Consider the following 20,631-nt stretch of genomic DNA (forward strand, 5'->3'; position numbering starts at 1 on the left):
TGAACGAAACAGAAGAGGCGGCTTGGCGGCGGCACTGCTGCCACACTGAAGAATCGAGGATCGCCATCGGACTGGCTGCGAGGCTGGCACCGGCAGCTGGCGGAAGATGGGCGCCGGAGCTGGTTCAGGTTCCCGATCAGGGCTGGGCTTGGAATGGGGCGGGGTGGTCGCTATAATCGCCGGCTTACCGCGCCATCCTGGCGACTGGGCAACATAGGAAAACACCACCATGGTCAAGATTCGACTGACCCGCGGCGGCGCCAAGAAGCGTCCGTTCTACCACATCATCGTTTCCGACGTCCGTAGCGCCCGCGACGGCCGCAACATCGAGCGCGTCGGTTACTACAACCCGGTTGCACAGGGTGGCGAGCAGCGCGTTGTGCTGGATATCGCTGCTTGCGACAAGTGGATCGCCAACGGCGCCCAGATGACCGACAAGGTTCGCAACCTGTACAAGGAAGCGTCCAAGTCCCAGGCCGCTGCGGCCTGATCCTGGCGGGTCGCGCGCAAGCGCGGCCCGACTGCTATATGAAGAAAGATATCGAGCGCCGGATCCTGCTGGGCAGGATTGCCGGCGTTTTTGGTGTGCGCGGCGAACTGAAGCTTGAGTCCTGGACCGAGCCACGTTCGGCCATTTTCAAATACCAGCCTTGGATTCTGCGTACCCCTGCGGGGCAGGAGTCCGAGCTGACCGGCGTGCGTGGCCGTGATTCGGGCAAGACACTGGTGGCGACCTTCCCGGGCGTGACCGACCGCGACGTGGCCGAGTCCATGATCGGGACCGAGATCTACATCGCCCGCAGTGCCTTGCCGCCGCCGAGCGCGGATGAGTATTACTGGGTCGATCTGGAAGGCCTGGACGTGCAGACCGTCGAAGGCGTCAAACTGGGTATTGCCTCGCACCTGTTCAGTACCGGCTCCAACGACGTACTGGTAACCCGCGGCGACCGTGAGCGGATGATTCCGTTCGTGATGGGCGACTTCGTCAAATCCGTGGATTTCGAAGCCAACCTGATCGTGGTCGACTGGGACCCGGAGTTCTAAAGCCTGTGCGTGTAGACGTCATCAGCCTGTTCCCTGAATTTCTCGCTCAATCGGCCGCGCTGGGCGTGGTCGGTCGTGCACAGGAGCGGGGCCTGCTGGAACTGCATGGCTGGAACCCGCGCGACTATGCCGAGGGCAATTACCGGCGGGTGGACGACCGTCCGTTTGGCGGCGGCCCGGGCATGGTGATGCTGATCGAGCCTTTGCGAGCGGCTTTGGCTGCTGCGCGTGAGGCAGATCCGACGCCGGCACCGGTGATCTACCTGAGCCCGCAGGGGCGACCGCTGGACCAGGCCAAGGTGCGCGAGCTGGCGGCCTTGCCGCGGATGATCCTGCTTTGTGGTCGCTATGAAGGCGTGGACGAGCGCTTCCTGGCGGGCGAGGTGGACGAGGAAATCTCCATCGGCGATTACGTGCTGTCCGGCGGTGAGCTGGGTGCGGCGGTGATCATCGATGCCGTCACCCGTCTGCAGGATGGTGCTCTGAATGACGCCGAATCGGCGGTTCAGGATAGTTTTGAAGGCGACGGCCTGCTGGATTGCCCGCACTTCAGCCATCCGGCCAGCCACGCGCTGGGCGATGTGCCGGACGTGCTGCGCTCCGGCAACCACGCTGCCATCGCCGCCTGGCGCCGCCAGCAATCCTTGCTGCGCACCGCGGTGCGCCGCCCGGACCTGCTGGACGAGGCCGGGTTGAACAAGGCCGACCGCAAGCTGCTGGGCGAGGCCCGGCAGGCGCTTGCAGATTCGTTCAAACAAGCTACTGGCGCCGAGGGCGAACAGTAAGTTAGAATTACGAGTTCCCGTCGGCTGAATGGCTTGGCGAGGAGCCAGAACAATAACGTGCAGCGCAATCCGGCGACTGTATGAGCCTAAGCTGTCGATACCGACACGCCCACCCCGAACAAATCGGTGTAACCCAATGAGCAAGCTGAACAAGTCCATCGTCGCGGAATTCGAATCCGCCCAGATCACCCGCGAACTGCCGAAGTTCAGCCAGGGCGACACCGTCGTGGTGAACGTGAAGGTCAAGGAAGGCAACCGTGAGCGCGTGCAGGCATACGAAGGCGTCGTCATCGGCACCAAGAATGCTGGCCTGAACTCCGCTTTCACCGTGCGCAAGATCTCGCACGGCTACGGCGTCGAGCGCGTTTTCCAGACCCACAGCGCCATCATCGACTCGGTCGAAGTGAAGCGTCGCGGTAAGGTTCGCGCCGGTAAGCTGTACTACCTGCGTGGCCTGGAAGGCAAGGCTGCCCGCATCAAGGAAGATCTGGCTGCTGCCCAGCAGGCCAAGGCTGCTCGCCTGGCTGCCAAGGCTGCCGGCTGATACTCCCGTCGACAGGCCCAGCCTGTTTGCAGCAACGGCCACCTTCGGGTGGCCGTTTGCGTTTGCGGGGTTGGATGGAGTGAGGGCTGGAAGCTGGGAAAGCTCAGAAGCGTAGAAGCTCAGAGGCGTAGAAGCTCAGGGGCGTAAAAGCTCAGGGGCGTAAAAGCTCAGGGGCGTAAAAGCTCAGGGGCGTAAAAGCGTAGAAGCGTAGAAGCCCCTCATCCGCCCTCCGGGCACCTTCTCCCGCAGGCGGGAGAAGGGAAGGCTGGCATTGCTGGGGGCTGGTGCATTGCTTGCGCTCTGCGCGGTCAACTATCCGATAGCAGAAAGGCCCAGCTGTCCCTTCTCCCGCCTGCGGGAGAAGGTGCCCGGAGGGCGGATGAGGGGGCTTTTGATTCCCGCCTTACAGCCCTCAGCGGAAATGCGCCTCGATCTGCTCCAGCGTCTTGCCCTTGGTTTCCGGCAGCCAGAACGCGGCAATCAGGAAGAACGCAAACGTACACGCCGCCCAGAACAGGAACATGCTGGCGTAGCCGTAGTGGCCCACCGTCGGCAGGAACACCGCTGCGATCGTGGTCGATACGAACTGGTTGATCAGCAGTGCGATGCTCATGCCGTTCGAGCGGATGCGGTTTGGCATCAACTCCGACAAGGCCAACCACACACACACACCTGGTCCCACCGCGAAGAACGCCACGAATACCAGGATGCAGGCCGCTACCGCCCAGCCATGCGAAGCCGGCGGCACCGCACCGATCCATGCCTGCTCGATGCGCAGCGGTGCATTGGCGGCCGCGCTCGGGTCAGGGAAGGGATTCAGGTGCAGGCTGCGGAAGAAACGCCCAATCACACTGTCGGCATGCACGGTGCTGGAGCGCTCGATAAGCAGCTGCTGATCGCTGGGATTGTCGCTGCGCATTGAGCGCACATCGCTGAAACCGCCGTAGCTCCACGACACCGTCAACTGCGAGGGTTGCCCATCGCGATTGCGGGTGCCGGCCAGCTGATGCCATTGCGCCGCATCCAGCTGCAACTGCAGGCCATCGCTCTGCACCGCGTGCTGCAACACCTGTTGCACATCGGCGCGGCCCTGTTCTGCCTTGAAGAACAGCATCGCTGCAGCCAACAGGGCAAGACAGATGCCGCCACTGCCGATCATCAGCAGGAACTTGCGACCCTTGCGATCGACAAGGAACAAGGCCACCAGCGTCATGATCACGTTGAGCAGTTTGATCGCCACATCCGCGCCATTCGCAGCGGCACCCGGCAGACCAGCTTGATTGAGGATGTTGACCGCGTAAGCGAGGATCGAGTTGATGCCGGTGGCCTGGGTGAAGGCCAGCACCAGGCAGGCCAGCACGAACGGCACCATGTAGCGGCGGCTGAAAAGCCGGTCGCGCTCGCCTTCGGCTTTCGCGATGACCGGATTCTGGATCTGTGCCAGCGTGGCTTCCACCTGCGATGGCGGCAGTGTGGCCTGCAAGCCGCGACGTGCGGCATCGATGCGACCGCGACGTGCCAGCCAGCGTGGTGATTCGTTGAGCCAGAACAGCCCGATGCAGAACACCACACCCGGCAGCAGGCAGGTCCAGAAGATCGTGCGCCACGCCTGGTCCTTCACTGCGAACAGATGCTGTGCCTGCTGCACCAGTGGCAGATTGCGCACCGACTCGGTTGCTGCATCCACCGAATGCGCCTGGTACAGGCCAATCAAGGCGGCCAGCACCAGCCCAACCGTCAGCAGCAGCTGGAACATCGCCGCGCCGCGACCGCGTCGTTCCGGTCCCAGTACTTCGGCCAGATACAGGGGCACCACCACGCCGATAAGACCGCCGCTGATGCCCTGCAATAGACGTCCAAGCAACAGTGGTGTGTAACCCGAGGCCAGCGCCATGATCGGGATGCTGGCGGTGAACAGCACGCCAGCGAGCATCATCGCGCCACGGCGGCCGATCAGGTCGGCGATCATGCCGGCGAACAGCGATGACAACACACTGCCCAGCAATACCGCCGCGACCACGAAGCCCATCTGTTGGCTGCTCAGTTGCCAGGCATGGCTGGCGGTGGCTTCCAGATAGGGCAGGGCGCCAGCAATGATGCCGATGTCGATGCCGTACAGCAGGCCGCCAAGACCGGCGATGAAAAGGAGATAGCGCACGGGCCAACGCGGCGCGGCGTCGCTGGCGGGCACGGCAAAAGTGGTGTCGGTCATCGGCGCGTTCCTGAGGCAAGATTTTGTAGTGCCGAGCCATGCTCGGCTGCACTTCGTTCCGGTCTATGCGCTGCCGGATCGCGCCGCGCATCCGCGCGGTATGCCGAGCATGGCTCGGCACTACATGGAGCGGGTTAGCTTGGGTCGACTGGCTGGCCGCCGACCCACACCTGTTGCAACTTCAATTGCGGGTCCAGCACCACCATGTCTGCGCGCAGGCCTGGGGCTATGCGGCCGCGGTCTTCCAGGCCGAGGTAGTCGGCTTGGATGGTGGAAACACGTTGCGAGGCGTCGGCAAGTTCCAGGCCGACATCGACCAGATTGCGCAGTGCCTGATCCATCGTCAGTGCGCTGCCGGCGAGCGAGCCGGTGGAGAGCCGCACGCAGCCCATGCACTTGTGCACGCGCTGTTCGCCCAGCGCGTACTCGCCATCGGGCATGCCGGTGGCGGCGGTGGCATCGGTGACGGCATACAGGCGCGGGATCGCACGCACCGCCATGCGGATCGCGCCGCGATGCACATGCTGCAGGTCGGGAATCAGTTCGGCGTATTCGGCATGCGCCAATGCCGCCGCAGCGATGCCTGGCTTGTAGTGATCGACGCCGGTCATACCGTTGAAGAGATGGGTGAAGCCGACCGCGCCAGCCTGCAAGGCGGCGACCGCATCGTCGTAGCTACCAGCGCTGTGGCCGATCTGCACGCGGATGCCCATCGCTGCCAAGGCCGGAATGAGCGCGGTGTGCTGGCCGATCTCCGGCGCGATCGTCAGCACCTTGATCGGCGCCAATGCATGCAGGTGTTGCACCGACTCCAGCGTTGCTTCCAGCGTGCGCGGCGGCTGCGCGCCCAAACGCTGTGGACTGATGAAGGGACCTTCCAGATGCACGCCGATGATCTGCGCGGCATCCGGATCGGGCGTCGCCATCACCTGTGCTACACCGCGCAGTGCGTTCTCGATCTCCGCGTACTCGGCGGTCATGGTGGTGCCGAGCAGGGTGGTGGTGCCGTAGCGGGCATGGGTGTGGGCGATGCGGCGGGCGACATCGCCGCCCTGCATCAAATCCACGCCTGCTGCGCCATGCACATGCAGGTCGATGAAACCGGGCAGGATGATGGGCAGATCGCCGCCATCACCCGCGTGGTCTTCCACGTCCAGCGTGCGCAGCTGCTGGTCGAAGTGGACGTGGCCGCGGCGCCAGCCCAAGGGGGTGAGGATGCGGCCGTACAGGCTGCGGGTAGCGGTCATAGCGGTGGCTCGGCGGTGATCACTTCGATTCCCTGGCGCTGCAGTCCCTCGCGGGTGGCATCATCGATGCCGGTATCGGTGATGATGGCGTGGATCTGGTCGAGGCGGGCGATGCGGTGCAGGCTGACCCGGCCAAATTTCGAAGCGTCGGTCAGCACCACGATGCGGCGGGCGCGCTCGACCATGCGGTGATTGAGGCGGGCTTCGGCTTCGTCATGGGTGGTCAGGCCGAACTGCAGGTCCAGGCCGTCCACACCGAGGAACAAGGTGTCGAAGCTATAGGAGTTAAGGCTGGCTTCGGCCTGGCTGCCCTGCAGCGACAACGACTGCTTGCGCAGCAGGCCGCCGGTCAGCAGTACGTTGACCGCCGGTGCGTTGGCCAGCTCCCAGGCGATGTTCAAACCATTGGTCATCACCGTGACATCGCGGTGATCGCGCAGATGCCGGGCCAGGGTCATGGTGGTGGAGCCGGAGTCGATGATGATGTTGTCGCCGGGTTGCACCAGCTGCGCGGCGCGCATGCCGATGGATTCCTTCAGCGACAGGTTCAGCGCATCTTTCTCGTGGATGTCCTGTTCCTGCGGCGGCATCCGTACCAGGGTTGCGCCGCCATGGGTGCGCGTGGCCAAGCCCTGCGCCTCGAAGTGGCCGAGGTCGGTACGGATGGTCACCGCCGACACGCCGAACTGGTCAACCAGTTCGGCAACCTGCACCGAGCCTTGGTCGATCAGGCGTTGCAGGATCTGCTGTCGGCGGGGACGGGTATTGCGCATGGTCAGCTCTCTTGTGCGTTTGAAAGCGGAGATTAACCGTTCGCAAGGTTCGCGGCGCGCAAACTTTCGCTTTGCTTGCGACTACCCGCCTGGTTGGCGCTGCAGGCGCGCGAGTACTCGCCCAGGCACTGGCCGACGCGGTGTTGCACCAGGGCGGCCGGCGTGGCGGCCAGTTGGCCTTCGCGCACCGCCACATACTGGCCCGGCAGGTATTGGCTGAGCAGCACCAGCGGCGGGGTGTGCTTTTCGAGGTTGGCGAACAAGGTCTGCACGGCCTGCAGCAGCTCCGGCTCGCCCCAGTAGTAGCGGCAGCGGTCACTGAAGGCGTAGGAGCGCAACAGACGCAGCGTGGCTTCATCGCCGTGGTAATGCGCCTGCCAGTTCTTCGGCTTGGCAAGCATTACCTGCTCCAGCACCTGCGGCAGCTTCGAGCACTGCGCGGCAGGCAGCAGTTCGGCTTCGATCGCGGCGAGTGCGAACAAGGCTTCGCGGTAGGCGAAGGTCGCGGCCGGGCCGACCTTGAGGATGGCGAAGTGGTCGCGCACCAGCGCATGCAGGCCGGACTCGCGCTGGTAGTCAGTCGAGTGCGCTTCAAACACGATGCGCGGTTGCTGTTCGAGGAAATCCGCCAGCTCGCTGGCAGCGGCGGCGTCGTACTCGTGCACGCTGCTGTGGTCGAAGTCCACGCCCGGCTGCACCACCATCGCAATCACGCGCTGCCAGGCATCGCGCAGTTCCGGTGTGTCGAAGGCCTGCTGGTGAATGGCCAGGGTCTGCGCGGCAGCTGCCGGCGTGGTGACCGCAAGGCCGCCCGCCAGCGAAGCTTCGCCACCGGGGATCGGCACTTCGGTACCGATCACGTAGACCGGCGGCGGCAAGCCATTGGCCTTGGCGGTGGCTTCGGCAATCACTGCCAGTTCGGCTGAGCGTGCGGCGACGGTGGCGTCGGGCAGCGGCGTCGGGTCGTCGGCGCAGGACATGCTGCAGTCGAGATGGATCTTGTGGAAGCCTGCGGCGACGTAGGCATCGATCAATACGCGCGCATTGGCCATCGCTTCGGCGGCCGGCTGCTTCTGCCAGGCGTTGGGGCCGAGATGGTCGCCGCCCAGAATCAGCTGCGCGCGCGGGAAGCCTTCTTCATCGGCCAGCGCTTCCACATAGGCGCGGTACTGCGACGGGGTCATGCCGGTGTAGCCGCCGAACTGGTCGACCTGGTTGGAGGTGGCTTCGATCAGCAGCACGGTGCCGTGCTGCGCGGCCACATGCATTGCAGCGCGCAACACCTGTTCGTTGCTGCAGCAGACGCTGTACAGGCCGACATTGTGGCCTTGGCGATGAGAGGCAAGCAGGGATTGCAGCGGTGACATGGTCAAGCTCCGGGAATCAGGTAAGCGGGTTGGCAGGCGAGCAGGGCGGCACCACGGGCACCGCCGGCATCGCCGAAGCGCGGTGGCACGATGGGCGGCACTTCCACGCCGTTGAACAGATGTGCGGCGATGGCCGCGGGCAGTTGCTGGTAGAGAGGCGCGTACTGCGACAGGCCGCCACCGAGCACGATGACGTGCGGGTCCAGCGCGAGAATCAGTGCGGCGAAACTGTGGCCGAGCAGGTCGCGGTGGATATCCAGCGCCTGCATGGCGCGAGTGTCGCCGGCTTCGGCCTGGGCGATGACTTCGCTGGCGTTGGCCGCATTGCCGCCGAGGTGGCGTTCGATCATGGCCACGCCGCTGCCGGAGACATAGCGCTCCACGCAGCCGCGCAGGCCGCAGCCACAATCGAGCAGCGGCAAACCATGCCGTTGCAGCAGATCGGCCGGCACGCTCCAGTGGCCCCATTCGCCGGCCAGGCCGTTGAAGCCGCCGATCAGCTTGCCGTGCAGGCAGTAACCGCCGCCGGCGCCAGTGCCGAGGATGGCGCCGAACATGCTGGCGTAGCCGTCAGCTGCACCGCCGTGTGCTTCGGACAAGGCAAAGCACTGCAGGTCGTTGCCGAAGTGCAGCGGCCGCTGCAGGCGCGCCTGCAGGTCGGCGCTGACGCATTGGCCGGTCAGTGCCGGTACGTTGGCACTGAGCTGGCGGCCACTGCGACGCTCGCGCACGCCGGGCAAGGCGATGCCGATGGCCTGCGCGCGTTGGCCGAGTTCTGCATCGGCATCTGCAACCAGCGTTTCCACTGCCTGCAGGAAACCGTTGTAGTCGCCTTGTGGGGTGGCGATGCGTTTGCGCCACGCGACCTGCAGGGCGGCATCGCAGGCCACCAGTTCAATCTTGGTACCGCCAATGTCGATGCCGTAACAGGCCGGGGCGCGGGTATCAGCCATGGTGGATGGTGACGCCCTTGACCACGCGGTTGACGGTGCCGTCCGGGAACGGATTGTCGGGCGTCAGGCCGAGTGCGGCCGAGCGCTGCAGTGCGTACAGCTGGGCGAACGGCAGCCATACCGGCGCCAGCCAGCTGTCTGGAAGGGCAGGCACGGACAAGGTGTAGTCGTCGTGGATGCCCAGGTCCGAATGCGGGCCGATCGACAATACCTTGCCGGCGACGCCGTCACCGCGCAGTTCTTCCAGCAGGTCCTGTTCGTAGCGACGCGACAGCGGTTCGGCGCTGCGCAGTACCACTACCAGCGTTTCATCATTGAGCGTGGACTTGGGACCGTGGCGGAAACCCAGCGGGGTATTGGCCAGGGCCAGCACGCGGCCAGCAGTGAGTTCCAATACCTTCAACGCGGCCTCGCGGGCCAGCGCTTCCAGCGGGCCACTGGCGAGGTAGATAACGCGGTTGTACGGCTGCGCCGCGAGTGCAGCGACCGCTGCATCCCAGTTACCCAGGCCCTGGCGTGCGAGTGCGGCAACCTGCTGCAGGCGCTGTACGCGCTCGGCCCACGGTGCGCTGTCGAACACGGTCAGTGCCGTCAGCAGCATGCAGCTCAGGCTGCTGGTCATGGCGAAGGCGCGGTCGCAGCTGGCGGCCGGCATCAGCAGCGTGCAGGTGTCCTCGCGACCGGTGCCACGACGAGCCAGCTCACCTTCGGCATTGCAGGTGATATCGAGGAAGCGGGCATCGTCGACGTCGGCGCGCACGCGGTCGACGGCGGCCACGCTTTCCGGGCTGGAACCGCTGCGGCCGAACGACACCAGCAGGGTCGGGCGATCGCGCTGCAGGTACAGCGCCGGGTGGGTGAGCAGGCTGGTGGTGTGCACGGCGCGCACTTCGGCCGGCCACTGCGCGTTGATGGTGTCGGCCACCATTTCGGCGATGAATCCGGAACTGCCGGCGCCGGTGAAGATCACCCGTTGGCGCGGATCGGACAGGCGCTGCCCAAGGAAATCCTGCAGGCGCGTGCCGGCCTGTTGCAGATCCAGGGCAAGGGTTTCCCAGAGCGCGGGCTGCTGGGCGATTTCGGTTGCGGTATCGGCTCCGCCCAGGCGCTGCCAGGCGGTCAGATCGTGAAGCAGGGTGGCATCCATGTGTGATTCCTGATTGGCCAGCGCACCATCTTTCTTTTCTTTCGAAATGTCAAATAGCGAAAGCAAAACGAAAGAAATAATTTGATTCGACTTTATTCTCTTGAGAATCGTCCGAAGCGAAAGGTTTCCCGGGAAACCCTTTCGCAGCAATGAATACGCTCAGTTGGGTGATGTGAAAGTTGCTGCTCCGCAACATCTTTCGATTGCAAGAAATCTTACTTATCTTTTGCTTTCATTTTGTTGACATCTTTCGATTTCCTGCCCTAGAGTCGGCGCACTCGGTTTCGAAACGCCCGTTGAACGGGTTGGAGGCAAGGTGGAACACTGCGTTCGTCAATCGCCGCTGTTGCTGGCGCTGCTTTCGGCCTTGTTGTTGCCGGCAGTGACCGCACAGGCCGAGCCCATCGGCAATCTGCGCTCCGTCACCGCCAGCGATGGCCGCGACGGTGTGCGTGCCTGGGACGTACGCAGTGATACCGGCAGCACCCTGCGCATCGAGGTGCTGGCCAACGACATCGTGCATGTGCAGGCCGGCCGCAACGGCAAGCTGACCGGCGCAGGCGACAAGGCCGCGCCCATCGTGTTGCCGCAGCCCGTGCAGCAGGTGCAGGCGCAGTTGGAGGAAGACGCGCAGGAAATCCGCGTGCGTACCCCGGCGCTCGTTCTGCATGTGCAGCGGCAGCCCCTGCAGCTGCGACTGGAGCGTCTGGATGGCGGCAAGCCGGTGTCGCTATGGCAGGAACAGCAGCCGCTGGATCTGAGCGCCGAGCAGAGCGTGCAGGTGCTGTCCTCGCAGGCCGATGAAGCCTTCTACGGTGGCGGCCAGCAGAACGGCCGTTTCCAGTTCAAGGGCCGCGAACTTGAAGTTTCCTATTCCGGTGGCTGGGAGGAGGGTGACCGCCCGAGCCCGGCGCCGATGCTGCTCAGCTCACGTGGCTGGGGCATGTTGCGCAACACCTGGAGCGACGGCAGCTATGACCTGCGCCAACCGGACCAGGCCACGCTGCTGCACCGCGAAGACCGCTTCGATGCCTATTACTTCGTCGGCAATGATCTGCAGCGTCTGCTGGAGCGCTACACCCAGCTGACCGGCCGACCGAACATGGTCGCGCGTTGGGCGCTGTCCTACGGCGATGCCGATTGCTACAACGACGGCGACAACATCAAGAAGCCCGGCAGCGTTCCCGAAGGCTGGAGTGATGGCCCCACCGGCAGCACCATCGACGTGGTCAACAGCGTTGCCGCCAAGTACCGCGAGAACGATATGCCGGGCGGTTGGATCCTGCCCAACGACGGCTATGGCTGCGGCTACAAGCAGCTGCCGGAAACCGTGCAGGGCTTGGCCAAGTACGGCTTCAAGACCGGCCTGTGGACCGAGAACGGCGTCGACAAGATTGCCTGGGAAGTGGGCAAGGCCGGCAGCCGCGTGCAGAAGCTGGATGTGGCCTGGACTGGGCAGGGCTATCAGTTCGCGATGGATGCCAACCGCCAGGCTTTCGACGGAATTCTCAACAACTCCGACTCGCGCCCGTTCCTGTGGACGGTGATGGGCTGGGCCGGCATCCAGCGTTATGCGGTTGCATGGACCGGTGACCAGAGCAGCAGCTGGGACTACATCCGCTGGCACGTGCCGACCCTGGTGGGTTCCGGTCTGTCGGGCATGGCCTATGCGAGCGGCGACGTCGATGCGATCTTCGGCGGCAGCGCCGAGACCTTCACCCGCGACCTGCAGTGGAAAACCTTCACTCCGGTGCTGATGGGTATGTCCGGCTGGTCGTCGAACGCGCGCAAGCACCCCTGGGCCTTCGATGAGCCCTATCGTTCGATCAACCGTGATTACCTAAAGCTGAAAATGCGTCTGACCCCGTATATGTACGGGCTGGTGCACGATGCCGCACAAAGCGGTGCACCGCCGGTGCGCGGACTGATGTGGGACAACCCGCAGGACCCACACGCGCAGGACGAAACCTATAAGTACCAGTTCCTGCTCGGCCGTGATCTGCTGGTCGCGCCGGTGTATCGCAGCCAGGCGGCGAGCCGTGGCTGGCGTCGCGACATCCATCTGCCTGCTGGTGGATGGTACGACTATTGGGACGGCCGCCATCTGCAGGCCGGTGCCGCAGGCAAGCAGCTCGACCGTCCGGTCGAACTGGCGACGCTGCCGGTATTCGTGCGCGCCGGCGCGATCCTGCCGATGTATCCGGAGATGCTGTTCGACGGCGAAAAGCCGCTGGATGAAGTGACCTTCGATCTGTATCCGCAGGGCGAATCCAGCTACACCTTGTACGAAGACGATGGCAGCACCCGCCGTTACCAGAAGGGCGAGTCGAGCACGCAGCAGATCCGCGTGCAGGCACCGGCGCAGGGCAGTGGCCCAGTGCAGGTCGAGATCGCACCGGTGCAGGGCGCGTATCAAGGTCAGCTGGCGCAGCGTCGCTATGGCCTGCGCGTGTTGAATCGCACTGCACCGACTGCCGTGCAACTGGATGGCCGCGCGCTGCCCAAGCTGGCCGATGCGGCTGCATTGCAGGCAGCCAGCGAAGGCTGGTACTTCGATGGCAAGGAACGCAAGGGTACGTTGCATGTGCGCACTGCCAGCCGGGATATCCGCGCGCCGCTGAAACTGCAGCTGGATTTCCCGGTTGCCGCCGCGCTGGCTGATGACGTTTTCCCGAATGCGCCGGAGCTCGGCCGCGCGCTGCCGTCCGACAGTCTGCTGGTGGTCAACCGTCCGGCTGAAGAGCCCGGCCATCCGCTGGAAAATGCCTTCGACGATGATCCGGCAACGTGGTTCCGCAGCGTGCGCAACCAGGCCATCCGTACCGGTGCCCACGAATGGGTGGTGGGCTTTGGCGAACGCAAGCTGATCGACGGCATCGAACTGGCACCGCGCAATGACCAGCACTGGAAGCATGGCCAGGTGCGTGATTACGAAATCTACATGGCCGACAGCAATGGCGAGTGGGGCAAGCCAATTGCCAGTGGTCACCTGCAGCTGAAGCAGGAACTGCAGCGCATCGATTTCCCGGCCCATGCCGGTCGCCTGCTGCGCTTCCGCGTGCTCAGCGTGCAGAACCCCGACGGTGACGGCGCAAGCGGTGCCGATCCGATGGTGAGCGCAGCGCAGGGCAGCACCGCACGTGCGGTGGATGCACTGCAGCCGCGCGATGTTGGCCCGATTGCACTGTCCACCTTCCACATCCTCGAGCAGCAAACGGCCGAGCGGCCGGCGCGGCAGCAATACCTCTCCCAGCTGCCGCTGCCGGCCGTGTTGGCCGCCCAGGTGCATGCCGACCGTTCGTTCGCTGCCGCGGTGCCGATGCGCATGAACGGCCTGCAGTTCCGCCGCGGTCTCAGCGTTGGTGCACAAAGCCGCATCGACATGAGTTTGAAGGGTCATTGGAAAACATTGCGTGCCGACCTCGGCGTCGACGATCAATGCCGTCAGGCCGGTGGTCTGCAGTTCCAGGTCTGGGGCGATGACCGCCTGCTCTATGACAGCGGTTTTGTGAAAGCACCGGGCGTGGTCAAGCCCGAGCTCGACATCCGCGGTCTGTCCAGATTGAGTCTGCGCACCTTGGGTGCGCAGGGTAGCCAACCGTCCCAGGTCTGCGCCAACTGGGCCAATGCCGTACTGATCGGCGAGGAGGGCGATTCCGCCGACATCCTCGCCCCATGACCCACCCGTAACACCGCTCCTCCCACCGGATTACCCCCGGCTACGGTCCAAGAACCGTGGCATGGGATCGCTTTGCCCGCCAACTGCTGTTTTTTTTGCGTGCCCTTGCCAGGAGAGAACCCCGATGTTGCCAGCCAACCGCAGTGCCAAACGCTGTTTGCAAGCTCCACTATCGTTGGCTGTCGCCAGCGTGTTGTTCGCCATCGCCGCACCTGCCTTCGCGCAGGACAAGGCTGAAAAGGAAAAGGACAAGACCACCGAGCTGTCCCGTATCGAGGTCACCGGTTCCAACATCCGTCGCACCGATGTGGAAACCGCATCGCCGGTGCAGGTGATCAGCAAGCAGGACATCGAAAACATGGGCGCGCGCACGCTGTTGCAGGTGCTCGACAACCTGCCGGCAGCACGGCCGGGACAGGTTGATTCCAAGTCGCTGTTCACCGGTTCCGACGGCGCTTCGCAGGCCAACCTGCGTGGCCTCGGCGCACAGGGCACGCTGGTGCTGTTGAACGGCCGTCGCCTGTCGTATTACGGCGCACCGGCAGGCTTCCAGACCCAATTCGTCAACATCGATGCCATTCCCGCCGCCGTCATCGAGCGCATGGAAGTGCTGACCGATGGCGCCTCGGCCGTATACGGCACCGATGCAGTGGCCGGCGTCATCAACGTCATCACCAAGCGCAGCTACCAGGGCCTCGAAGTCAGTGGCACCTGGGACACTGCCTCGCGCTTTGATTCCTTCGGCGAGAAGCAGGCCAGCGTCACCGGTGGTTTCGGCGACATGGCCGAGGACGGCTACAACGTCTATGCCAGCGTCAATCTGTATGAGCGCGACGGCATTCCGGACAGCGAGTGGTACCTCAAGCACCCGGGCCAGTTCTACGTCAACAATCCGGACTACATCAAGAATCTGCGGCTGGACACCGGCAGCGCGCCGGGCGTGTTCAACCCTGGCTATTACTACGCCATCGATCCGGTCACCGGCGTGCGCAAGGACGAGGCTGCACCGGGCTGCAACAACGTGCTGCAGGTCAGCAGCGGCACGCGCTGCATCTGGCAGACCTGGATGAACCGGCAGATCAACGGCGGCGCGGATTCCAAACGCGTCACTGCCTACGTCAATGGTCATTACCAGCTCAACGACAGCACCGAGGCATTCGCCGAAGTCACCTATACCGACATCGACCTGCACGCCAATGGCGGCACGCCGCGTGCTTACGGCACCACCACCGGCAATCCGCAGAGCTGGTTCTCGCGCAACACCGGCAATACGGTCAACCAGTTCCTGACCCCGTGGCTCGGCCCGAACAACGAATACAACCACGCCAGCCCGGAGTTGAAGGCGATGAATGGCGGTGTGGTCGGTTTGGGTTACCTGCTGCAGGACGTCGGCGGTGGCCACTTCGGTCAGCGCAATACCGACGACAGCTACCGTGTGGTGGCGGGTCTGCGTGGTGCCGTCGGCGACTGGAACTGGGAAACCGCGTTCGCCACCGCAGGTTCGCACTCGGTCACCTACCAGACCACCAACGTCAACCTGAAGGGCTTCGAGAAAGCCTTCGGTCCGTACACCATCGATCCGGGTACCGGCCGCGTCATCATTTCCGATCACCCGGCCTACAAGTTCGGCGAGATCAGTGAAGCCAACGCGGCGCTGATCCGCGAAGCCTTCCCGACCTTCGACATCGAGTCCTGGACCCGCCTGCACACCTTGGACGGCAAGATCGAAGGCCCGCTGTTCAACATGCCGGCCGGCGAAGTGCGCGCGGCATTCGGCTTCAATGCAACCCGCGAAACCTTCTACACGCCGGGCAACCCGGATGCCGCCAACGGCCTGATCACCCAGCAGGGCGGATCGTGGTTCGACGGCAAGCGCAACACCTACGCGCTGTTCTCCGAAGCGGTGGTGCCGCTGACTGAAAAGCTCGAAATGGACCTGGCACTGCGCCTGGACAAGTACCCGGGCTTCAGCGCCAACGCCGCGCCGAAGATCGGCCTGAAGTACCAGGCCCTGCCGCAGTTGATGCTGCGTGGTACCTATTCGGAAGGCTTCCGCGCACCCAGCCTGGCCGAGGCTGGCAGCGGTGGCGTGTACGCACAGATCGGCGGCTACCGTGATGAAGTCCGTTGTGCCGAAACCAATGCGATCGCCGGCCTGCTGCGGCAGTCCAACCGCGTCGTCGACAAGGACCTGGGCAACAGCCTGTGGAACAGCGATTGCAGCCGCAACGTGGCGCGCATGACCCAGCCCAACCAGGACCTGAAGCCGGAGAAGGCGAAGATCGCCACGCTGGGCGTCGTGCTGGAGCCGACCGACTGGCTGTCGGTGTCGGCGGACTACTGGTTCGTGTACCGCCGCGATGAAATCGTTGCACCGGACTACAGCAAGGAAGAAGACATCGATTCGATGACCCGCTTCCCGATCACCGAGTCCGACCGGTCCAACCTCGCGGCCCTGGCTGCGATGTGCAACGACCCAGCCAGCGGCGTGACCTGCCCGGGTACCTTGCCGGGCTACAGCATCGGCAACGTCGCCAGCGTGATCGGCCAGTACAGCAACCGTGGCCGCACCCTGATCGACGGCTTCGACGTGGATCTGCGCAGCCGCTTCGACCTGGGTGAATGGGGCCGCCTGAACATCGGTGTGGCAGCTACCATCGCCAACCGCAACATGTACAACTCCGACAACGGTGACGGCTGGTACTACGGCAACCTGGTTGGCTACTACAACAACCCGAAGGTGCGCGCTACGTTCAACACCAACTGGACGTATGGCAAGTGGGATACCGGCTTCTACGTCAACTACGTCGGCGGCACCAAGTGGGCCTACGACCGCATCGACGCGCAGGACAACAATGCGCAGACCTGCACCGGCAGCTTCCTCGACCTGGCCCCCGGCCATTGCGGCGGCGCACCGGCGTGGTGGACCGCAAACCTGAGCGTGAACTGGCGCCCGATCGAGAAGCTGAGCGTCGGCGTGACCGTGAAGAACCTGTTCAACCGCCTGCCGTTCTACGATCCGAACGACTGGATGAACTTCTCCGGCTATGCCAACAACTTTGGTCGCATCTACAGCGTGACCGCCACCTACAAGTTCTGATCCACCGCAGCAGCGCTTGCCCCTCATGCATTGCATGAGGGGCAAGACAGTGACACCGTCAGCACGGTCGTGGCACACCTGCCATCACCGGCACGACCCATGAAAGAGGAAACACAATGAAGCGTAGGGAATTCATCATGGCCAGCGCGGCCCTGGCCGCCACCAGCCTGTTGCCGGAAACGCCCGCCTGGGCCCGCGGCCGCAAGGTGCGCCTGGGCGTGATCGGCACCGGCATGCGCGGTCTGGTACTGCTGAAGGAACTGGTGCGCCGCGACGACGTCGAAGTAGTTGCCGTGTGCGACATCGAGCCGATCATGCTCGGCCGCGCGATGGACATGGTGGCCAAGGCCGGCAAGCCGGCACCGCAGGCCTACGGCGCCGACCGCGACCAGAATGCCTGGAAGCGCCTGCTGGAGCAGCGCGGCCTGGACGGCGTGATCATCGCCACCCCGTGGGAGCTGCATGCGCCGATGGCGATTGCCGCGATGCAGGCCAAGGTCGCGGTGGGCTGCGAAGTGGTCGCCGGTATTACCCTGCAGGACCATTGGGATGTGCTCAACACCCAGCTCAGCACGGGCACCCCGTACATGCTGCTGGAGAACGTCTGCTATCGCCGTGACGTGATGGCTGCGCTGCAGATGGTGAGGCAGGGCCTGTTCGGCGAACTGGTGCACCTGCAGGGCGGTTACCAGCACGACCTGCGCGGGGTGAAGTTCAACGACGGCACGCCGGAGCATCCCTACGACAGCGGCGTGGAGTTCGGCGCCAAGGGTTGGTCGGAAGCACGTTGGCGTACCGAGCATTCGGTCGAGCGCAATGGCGAGCTGTATCCCAGCCACGGCATCGGCCCGTGTGCGATGTATACCGGCATCAATCGCGGCAACCGTTTCACCCATATCAATGCCTTCGCCAGCAAGGCGCGCGGCCTGCACGAGTACACCGTGGCCAAGAGTGGTGGCACCACCCATCCGAGTACCAAGGTCAAGTTCAAGCTCGGCGACATCGTCACCACCACGCTGGCCTGCGAGAACGGCGAGACCATCCTGTTGCAGCACGACACCTCGTTGCCGCGCCCGTATTCGATGGGCTTCCGCGTGCAGGGCACCAAGGGTCTGTGGATGGACGTCAACCACGGCATCCATATCGAAGGCCGCAGCCCGCCGCACCAGTGGGAAGAGTTCAAGACCTACCAGGACCAGTACGAGCACCCGCTGTGGAAGCAGCATGCCGATACCGCAGCCAGCGCTGGCCATGGCGGCATGGACTGGTTCGTGATCCACGCCTTCGTCGAGGCACTGAAGGCCAAGGCGCCGATGCCGATCGACATCTACGACGCCGTGACCTGGAGTGCGATCACGCCGCTGTCCGAGCAGTCGATTGCCAACAGTTTCCAGACCCTTGAGTTCCCGGACTTCACCAAGGGCCTGTGGCAGCAGCGCAAGCCGATCTTCGCCTTCGACGGCAGTTATTGATCAGCCGCAACTGTAGTGCCGAGCCATGCTCGGCATGAGGCGTCACCGGTAATGCCCCTGCCGAGCATGGCTCGGCACTACTCGTCGTTCAGCTCCCTCCCTTGCGCCGAAGGCGTAGGGGAGGGTTGGGGAGGGGGTGAGCTTTCAGGCCCTTCGAGCAATGCCAGCTTCGCGGCTGACGCCGCTCCCACAGCTCCCACAACGCTGTCTAGCGTTCCAATTCCACGTCAGGATCCGCCACCGGCGACGGCGGCGTAGCCGGCACTTCCGCCGGGGTTGCCTGCACCGGCTTGTCGAGGATGCTGGCGCTGCGCCAATTGCCCCAGCGGTAATAGGCCATGATCATCAGCATCGAGCACAACGCGCTGATCGGGAAGCTCCACCAGATCGCATCGGCGCCAAAGCGCGGCTGCAGCCACAGTGCGAACGGCACGCGGATGCCCCACATGCCGATTGCCAGGATCAACAGCGGTGGCAGCACCGCGCCGGTGGAACGGACCACGCCAGACAGCACGAAGTTGACACCGAAGAACAGGAACGACCAAACCGCGATGTGATTCAGATGCCGGCCGATCTCCAGCGCCTCGCTGGCAGCTGGCAGGAACAATGCCAGGGTGCTGCGATCAAACAGGATGATCGGCGCGATGAGCGCACCGGTAAGCAGGAAATTGAACAGCACACCGGTACGCGCGGTGGCTTCCACGCGCGGCCAGAGGCCGGCGCCCACGTTCTGTGCGGCCATCGTCGAGCAGGCCGCGCCAATGGCCATGGCCGGCATCTGCACATAGGTCCACAACTGCATCGCAGCGCCATAGGCCGAGGCGGTTTCCACGCCGTAGCCATTGACCATGCTGATCATCATGATCATCGCCAGCGAGATCAGGATCATCTGCAGGCCCATCGGCACGCCCTTGACCACCAGCGCCTTGAGAATGACGGTGTCGATCTTCAGCAGGCCGATGTCCTTGCGCCCCAGCCACAGCATGTGCCGCTTGTTGCGCAGATAGAGCATCAAGCCGGCCAGCGCCAGGGCCTGCGAGAAGAACGTGGCCCAGGCTGCGCCGGCGATACCGAGTTCCGGGAACGGGCCCACGCCGAAGATCAGCAACGGGTTGAAGGCGATATCCAGCAGCACCGCCAGCAGCAGGAAGCGGAACGGTGTGCGCGCATCGCCGGCACCGCGCAGGGCGGCGGTGATGAAGGCAAATGCGTACAGCAAGGGCATCGCCAGGAAGATCACCTTCAGATAGGCATCGGCCATCGGCAGCGATTCGGCTGGTGTGCCCATCGCCAGCAGCAAGCGGTGCGACAGGAACCAGCCCAGCACCGCGATCACTGCAGAGAGGCTGATGAAGAAGGTGGCGCTGGTGCCCATCACCCGCCGCGCCTGCGGCAGGTCCTTGGCGCCGATGGACTGGCCGATCAGGATGGTGGCGGCCATGCCGATACCGAACACCGAGCCGATCAGGAAGAACATGATGTTGTTGGCGTTCGCTGTGGCGGTCAGCGCCGCCTCGCCGAGGAACTTGCCCACCCAGATGGCATTGACCGAGCCATTCAGCGACTGTGCGATGTTGCCAGCCAGAATCGGTAGCGCGAACATCAGCAGGCTGGTGCCGATAGGGCCTTCGGTCAACGAGCGGGTTTGCTTGGGTTTCGACATGGGCAACGCTGTCGGGATGTGGGCTGGCACACTAGCATCTTGCAGGTGAGGGTGCCGGAGTCAGGTATCAACGGTTGGTGGCTTACACAGGAGTCATGGCAACGCGATGAGTGGTGAAGTCGTAGTGGTAGCAAGCATTCGTCTGGATGTGTGGCTGTGGGCCGCACGTTTCTTCAAGACCCGCAGCTTGGCCAAACAGGCGGTGGATACCGGCAAGGTGGATGTGCAAGGGCAGCGCCCCAAATCCTCGCGCGCGATCCGCGTGGGCGATGCGCTGCGGGTGCAGCGCGGCGATGAGATCTTCGAGATCGCGGTACGCGGGCTGAGTGACAAACGTGGTTCGGCGCCGGTAGCGCAGGCCATGTACGAAGAATCGGCGGCCTCGAAGCAGGCGCGTCACGAGCTGCAGCTGCGCCGTGCCGCCGAGCGCACCGGCTACCAGGCCCCGGAGCACAAGCCCGACAAACGCGCCCGGCGGTTGATCCGGGCCCTCGGCGACCTTGATGCGCTTTGATCGGCATGCTCGACAAAGATTCACCTGTAGTGCCGAGCCATGCTCGGCAGGGGCCTTGCCGGTAGAGCCAAGCCTGTAGTGCCGAGCCATGCTCGGCATTGGGCTCTACCAGTGAAGCCTCTGCCGAGCAT

General features: G+C 64.2%; 15 protein-coding genes. 8 read left to right on the forward strand and 7 right to left on the reverse strand.

Annotation, left to right across the window (positions count from 1 at the left end):
• Positions 1-229 precede the first annotated feature (229 nt).
• The 4 genes from rpsP (at position 230) to rplS (ending at position 2,373) form a co-directional block, all read left to right on the forward strand.
• Positions 230-490 carry a 30S ribosomal protein S16 gene (gene rpsP / locus ACVOLS_RS03560; protein ID WP_282273428.1) on the forward strand — a complete coding sequence of 87 codons (261 nt, stop codon included), beginning with the start codon at positions 230-232 and terminating at the stop codon, positions 488-490.
• A 38-nt stretch (positions 491-528) separates the two neighbouring features.
• Positions 529-1,044: a ribosome maturation factor RimM gene (gene rimM / locus ACVOLS_RS03565; protein ID WP_481536226.1), complete on the forward strand. Its 516-nt coding sequence runs from the start codon at positions 529-531 to the stop codon at positions 1,042-1,044.
• Positions 1,045-1,049: 5 nt separating this feature from the next.
• Positions 1,050-1,829 (forward strand): tRNA (guanosine(37)-N1)-methyltransferase TrmD, encoded by a 780-nt coding sequence (gene trmD / locus ACVOLS_RS03570; RefSeq protein ID WP_481544517.1) that lies wholly within the window; start codon positions 1,050-1,052, stop codon positions 1,827-1,829.
• Between the two features lie 136 nt (positions 1,830-1,965).
• Positions 1,966-2,373, forward strand: coding sequence for a 50S ribosomal protein L19 (gene rplS / locus ACVOLS_RS03575; protein ID WP_481513194.1), 408 nt, complete (start codon positions 1,966-1,968; stop codon positions 2,371-2,373).
• A gap of 412 nt (positions 2,374-2,785) precedes the next feature.
• On the opposite strand, the gene ACVOLS_RS03580 is transcribed toward rplS, so the two are convergent.
• The 6 genes from ACVOLS_RS03580 to ACVOLS_RS03605 all read right to left on the reverse strand — a co-directional run bounded on the left by ACVOLS_RS03580 (position 2,786) and on the right by ACVOLS_RS03605 (position 10,072).
• A complete protein-coding gene (locus tag ACVOLS_RS03580; RefSeq protein ID WP_481544518.1) occupies positions 2,786-4,585 on the reverse strand; it encodes an MFS transporter in 1,800 nt (599 codons plus the stop codon).
• Positions 4,586-4,719: 134 nt separating this feature from the next.
• Positions 4,720-5,832, reverse strand: a complete 1,113-nt coding sequence (locus tag ACVOLS_RS03585) for an N-acetylglucosamine-6-phosphate deacetylase (protein WP_481544519.1) — start codon at positions 5,830-5,832, stop codon at positions 4,720-4,722.
• Entirely contained in the window at positions 5,829-6,611 is a 783-nt protein-coding gene (locus ACVOLS_RS03590; RefSeq protein WP_481517663.1) for a DeoR family transcriptional regulator, read from the reverse strand. Before ACVOLS_RS03590 ends, ACVOLS_RS03585 begins: the two co-directional genes overlap by 4 nt.
• A 26-nt stretch (positions 6,612-6,637) precedes the next feature.
• A complete protein-coding gene (locus ACVOLS_RS03595; protein ID WP_481544520.1) occupies positions 6,638-7,972 on the reverse strand; it encodes a D-tagatose-bisphosphate aldolase, class II, non-catalytic subunit in 1,335 nt (444 codons plus the stop codon).
• A 2-nt stretch (positions 7,973-7,974) separates the two neighbouring features.
• Complete coding sequence (locus ACVOLS_RS03600; RefSeq protein WP_481544521.1) at positions 7,975-8,925, reverse strand: ROK family protein; 951 nt, start codon at positions 8,923-8,925, stop codon at positions 7,975-7,977.
• Entirely contained in the window at positions 8,918-10,072 is a 1,155-nt protein-coding gene (locus ACVOLS_RS03605; protein ID WP_481544522.1) for an SIS domain-containing protein, read from the reverse strand. Before ACVOLS_RS03605 ends, ACVOLS_RS03600 begins: the two co-directional genes overlap by 8 nt.
• A gap of 316 nt (positions 10,073-10,388) precedes the next feature.
• Between ACVOLS_RS03605 and ACVOLS_RS03610 the strand changes: the two genes are divergently transcribed.
• The 3 genes from ACVOLS_RS03610 to ACVOLS_RS03620 all read left to right on the forward strand — a co-directional run bounded on the left by ACVOLS_RS03610 (position 10,389) and on the right by ACVOLS_RS03620 (position 18,323).
• Complete coding sequence (locus tag ACVOLS_RS03610) at positions 10,389-13,751, forward strand: TIM-barrel domain-containing protein (RefSeq protein WP_481544523.1); 3,363 nt, start codon at positions 10,389-10,391, stop codon at positions 13,749-13,751.
• Between the two features lie 124 nt (positions 13,752-13,875).
• Positions 13,876-16,851: a TonB-dependent receptor plug domain-containing protein gene (locus ACVOLS_RS03615; RefSeq protein ID WP_481544524.1), complete on the forward strand. Its 2,976-nt coding sequence runs from the start codon at positions 13,876-13,878 to the stop codon at positions 16,849-16,851.
• 116 nt (positions 16,852-16,967) lie between these two features.
• On the forward strand, positions 16,968-18,323 hold the full coding sequence (locus ACVOLS_RS03620) for a Gfo/Idh/MocA family protein (protein ID WP_481544525.1): 1,356 nt from the start codon (positions 16,968-16,970) through the stop codon (positions 18,321-18,323).
• Between the two features lie 208 nt (positions 18,324-18,531).
• Here ACVOLS_RS03620 and ACVOLS_RS03625 read toward each other — a convergent pair whose 3' ends face one another.
• Positions 18,532-19,986, reverse strand: a complete 1,455-nt coding sequence (locus ACVOLS_RS03625) for an MATE family efflux transporter (RefSeq protein WP_481544526.1) — start codon at positions 19,984-19,986, stop codon at positions 18,532-18,534.
• 106 nt (positions 19,987-20,092) lie between these two features.
• Here ACVOLS_RS03625 and ACVOLS_RS03630 point away from each other — a divergent pair, with 106 nt between their 5' ends.
• The gene (locus tag ACVOLS_RS03630; protein ID WP_481517662.1) at positions 20,093-20,500 is read left to right on the forward strand and encodes an RNA-binding S4 domain-containing protein; all 408 of its coding nucleotides are present in this window, start codon (positions 20,093-20,095) and stop codon (positions 20,498-20,500) included.
• Positions 20,501-20,631: the final 131 nt, after the last annotated feature.

It is taken from the genome of Stenotrophomonas sp. STEN038 (assembly GCF_056759895.1).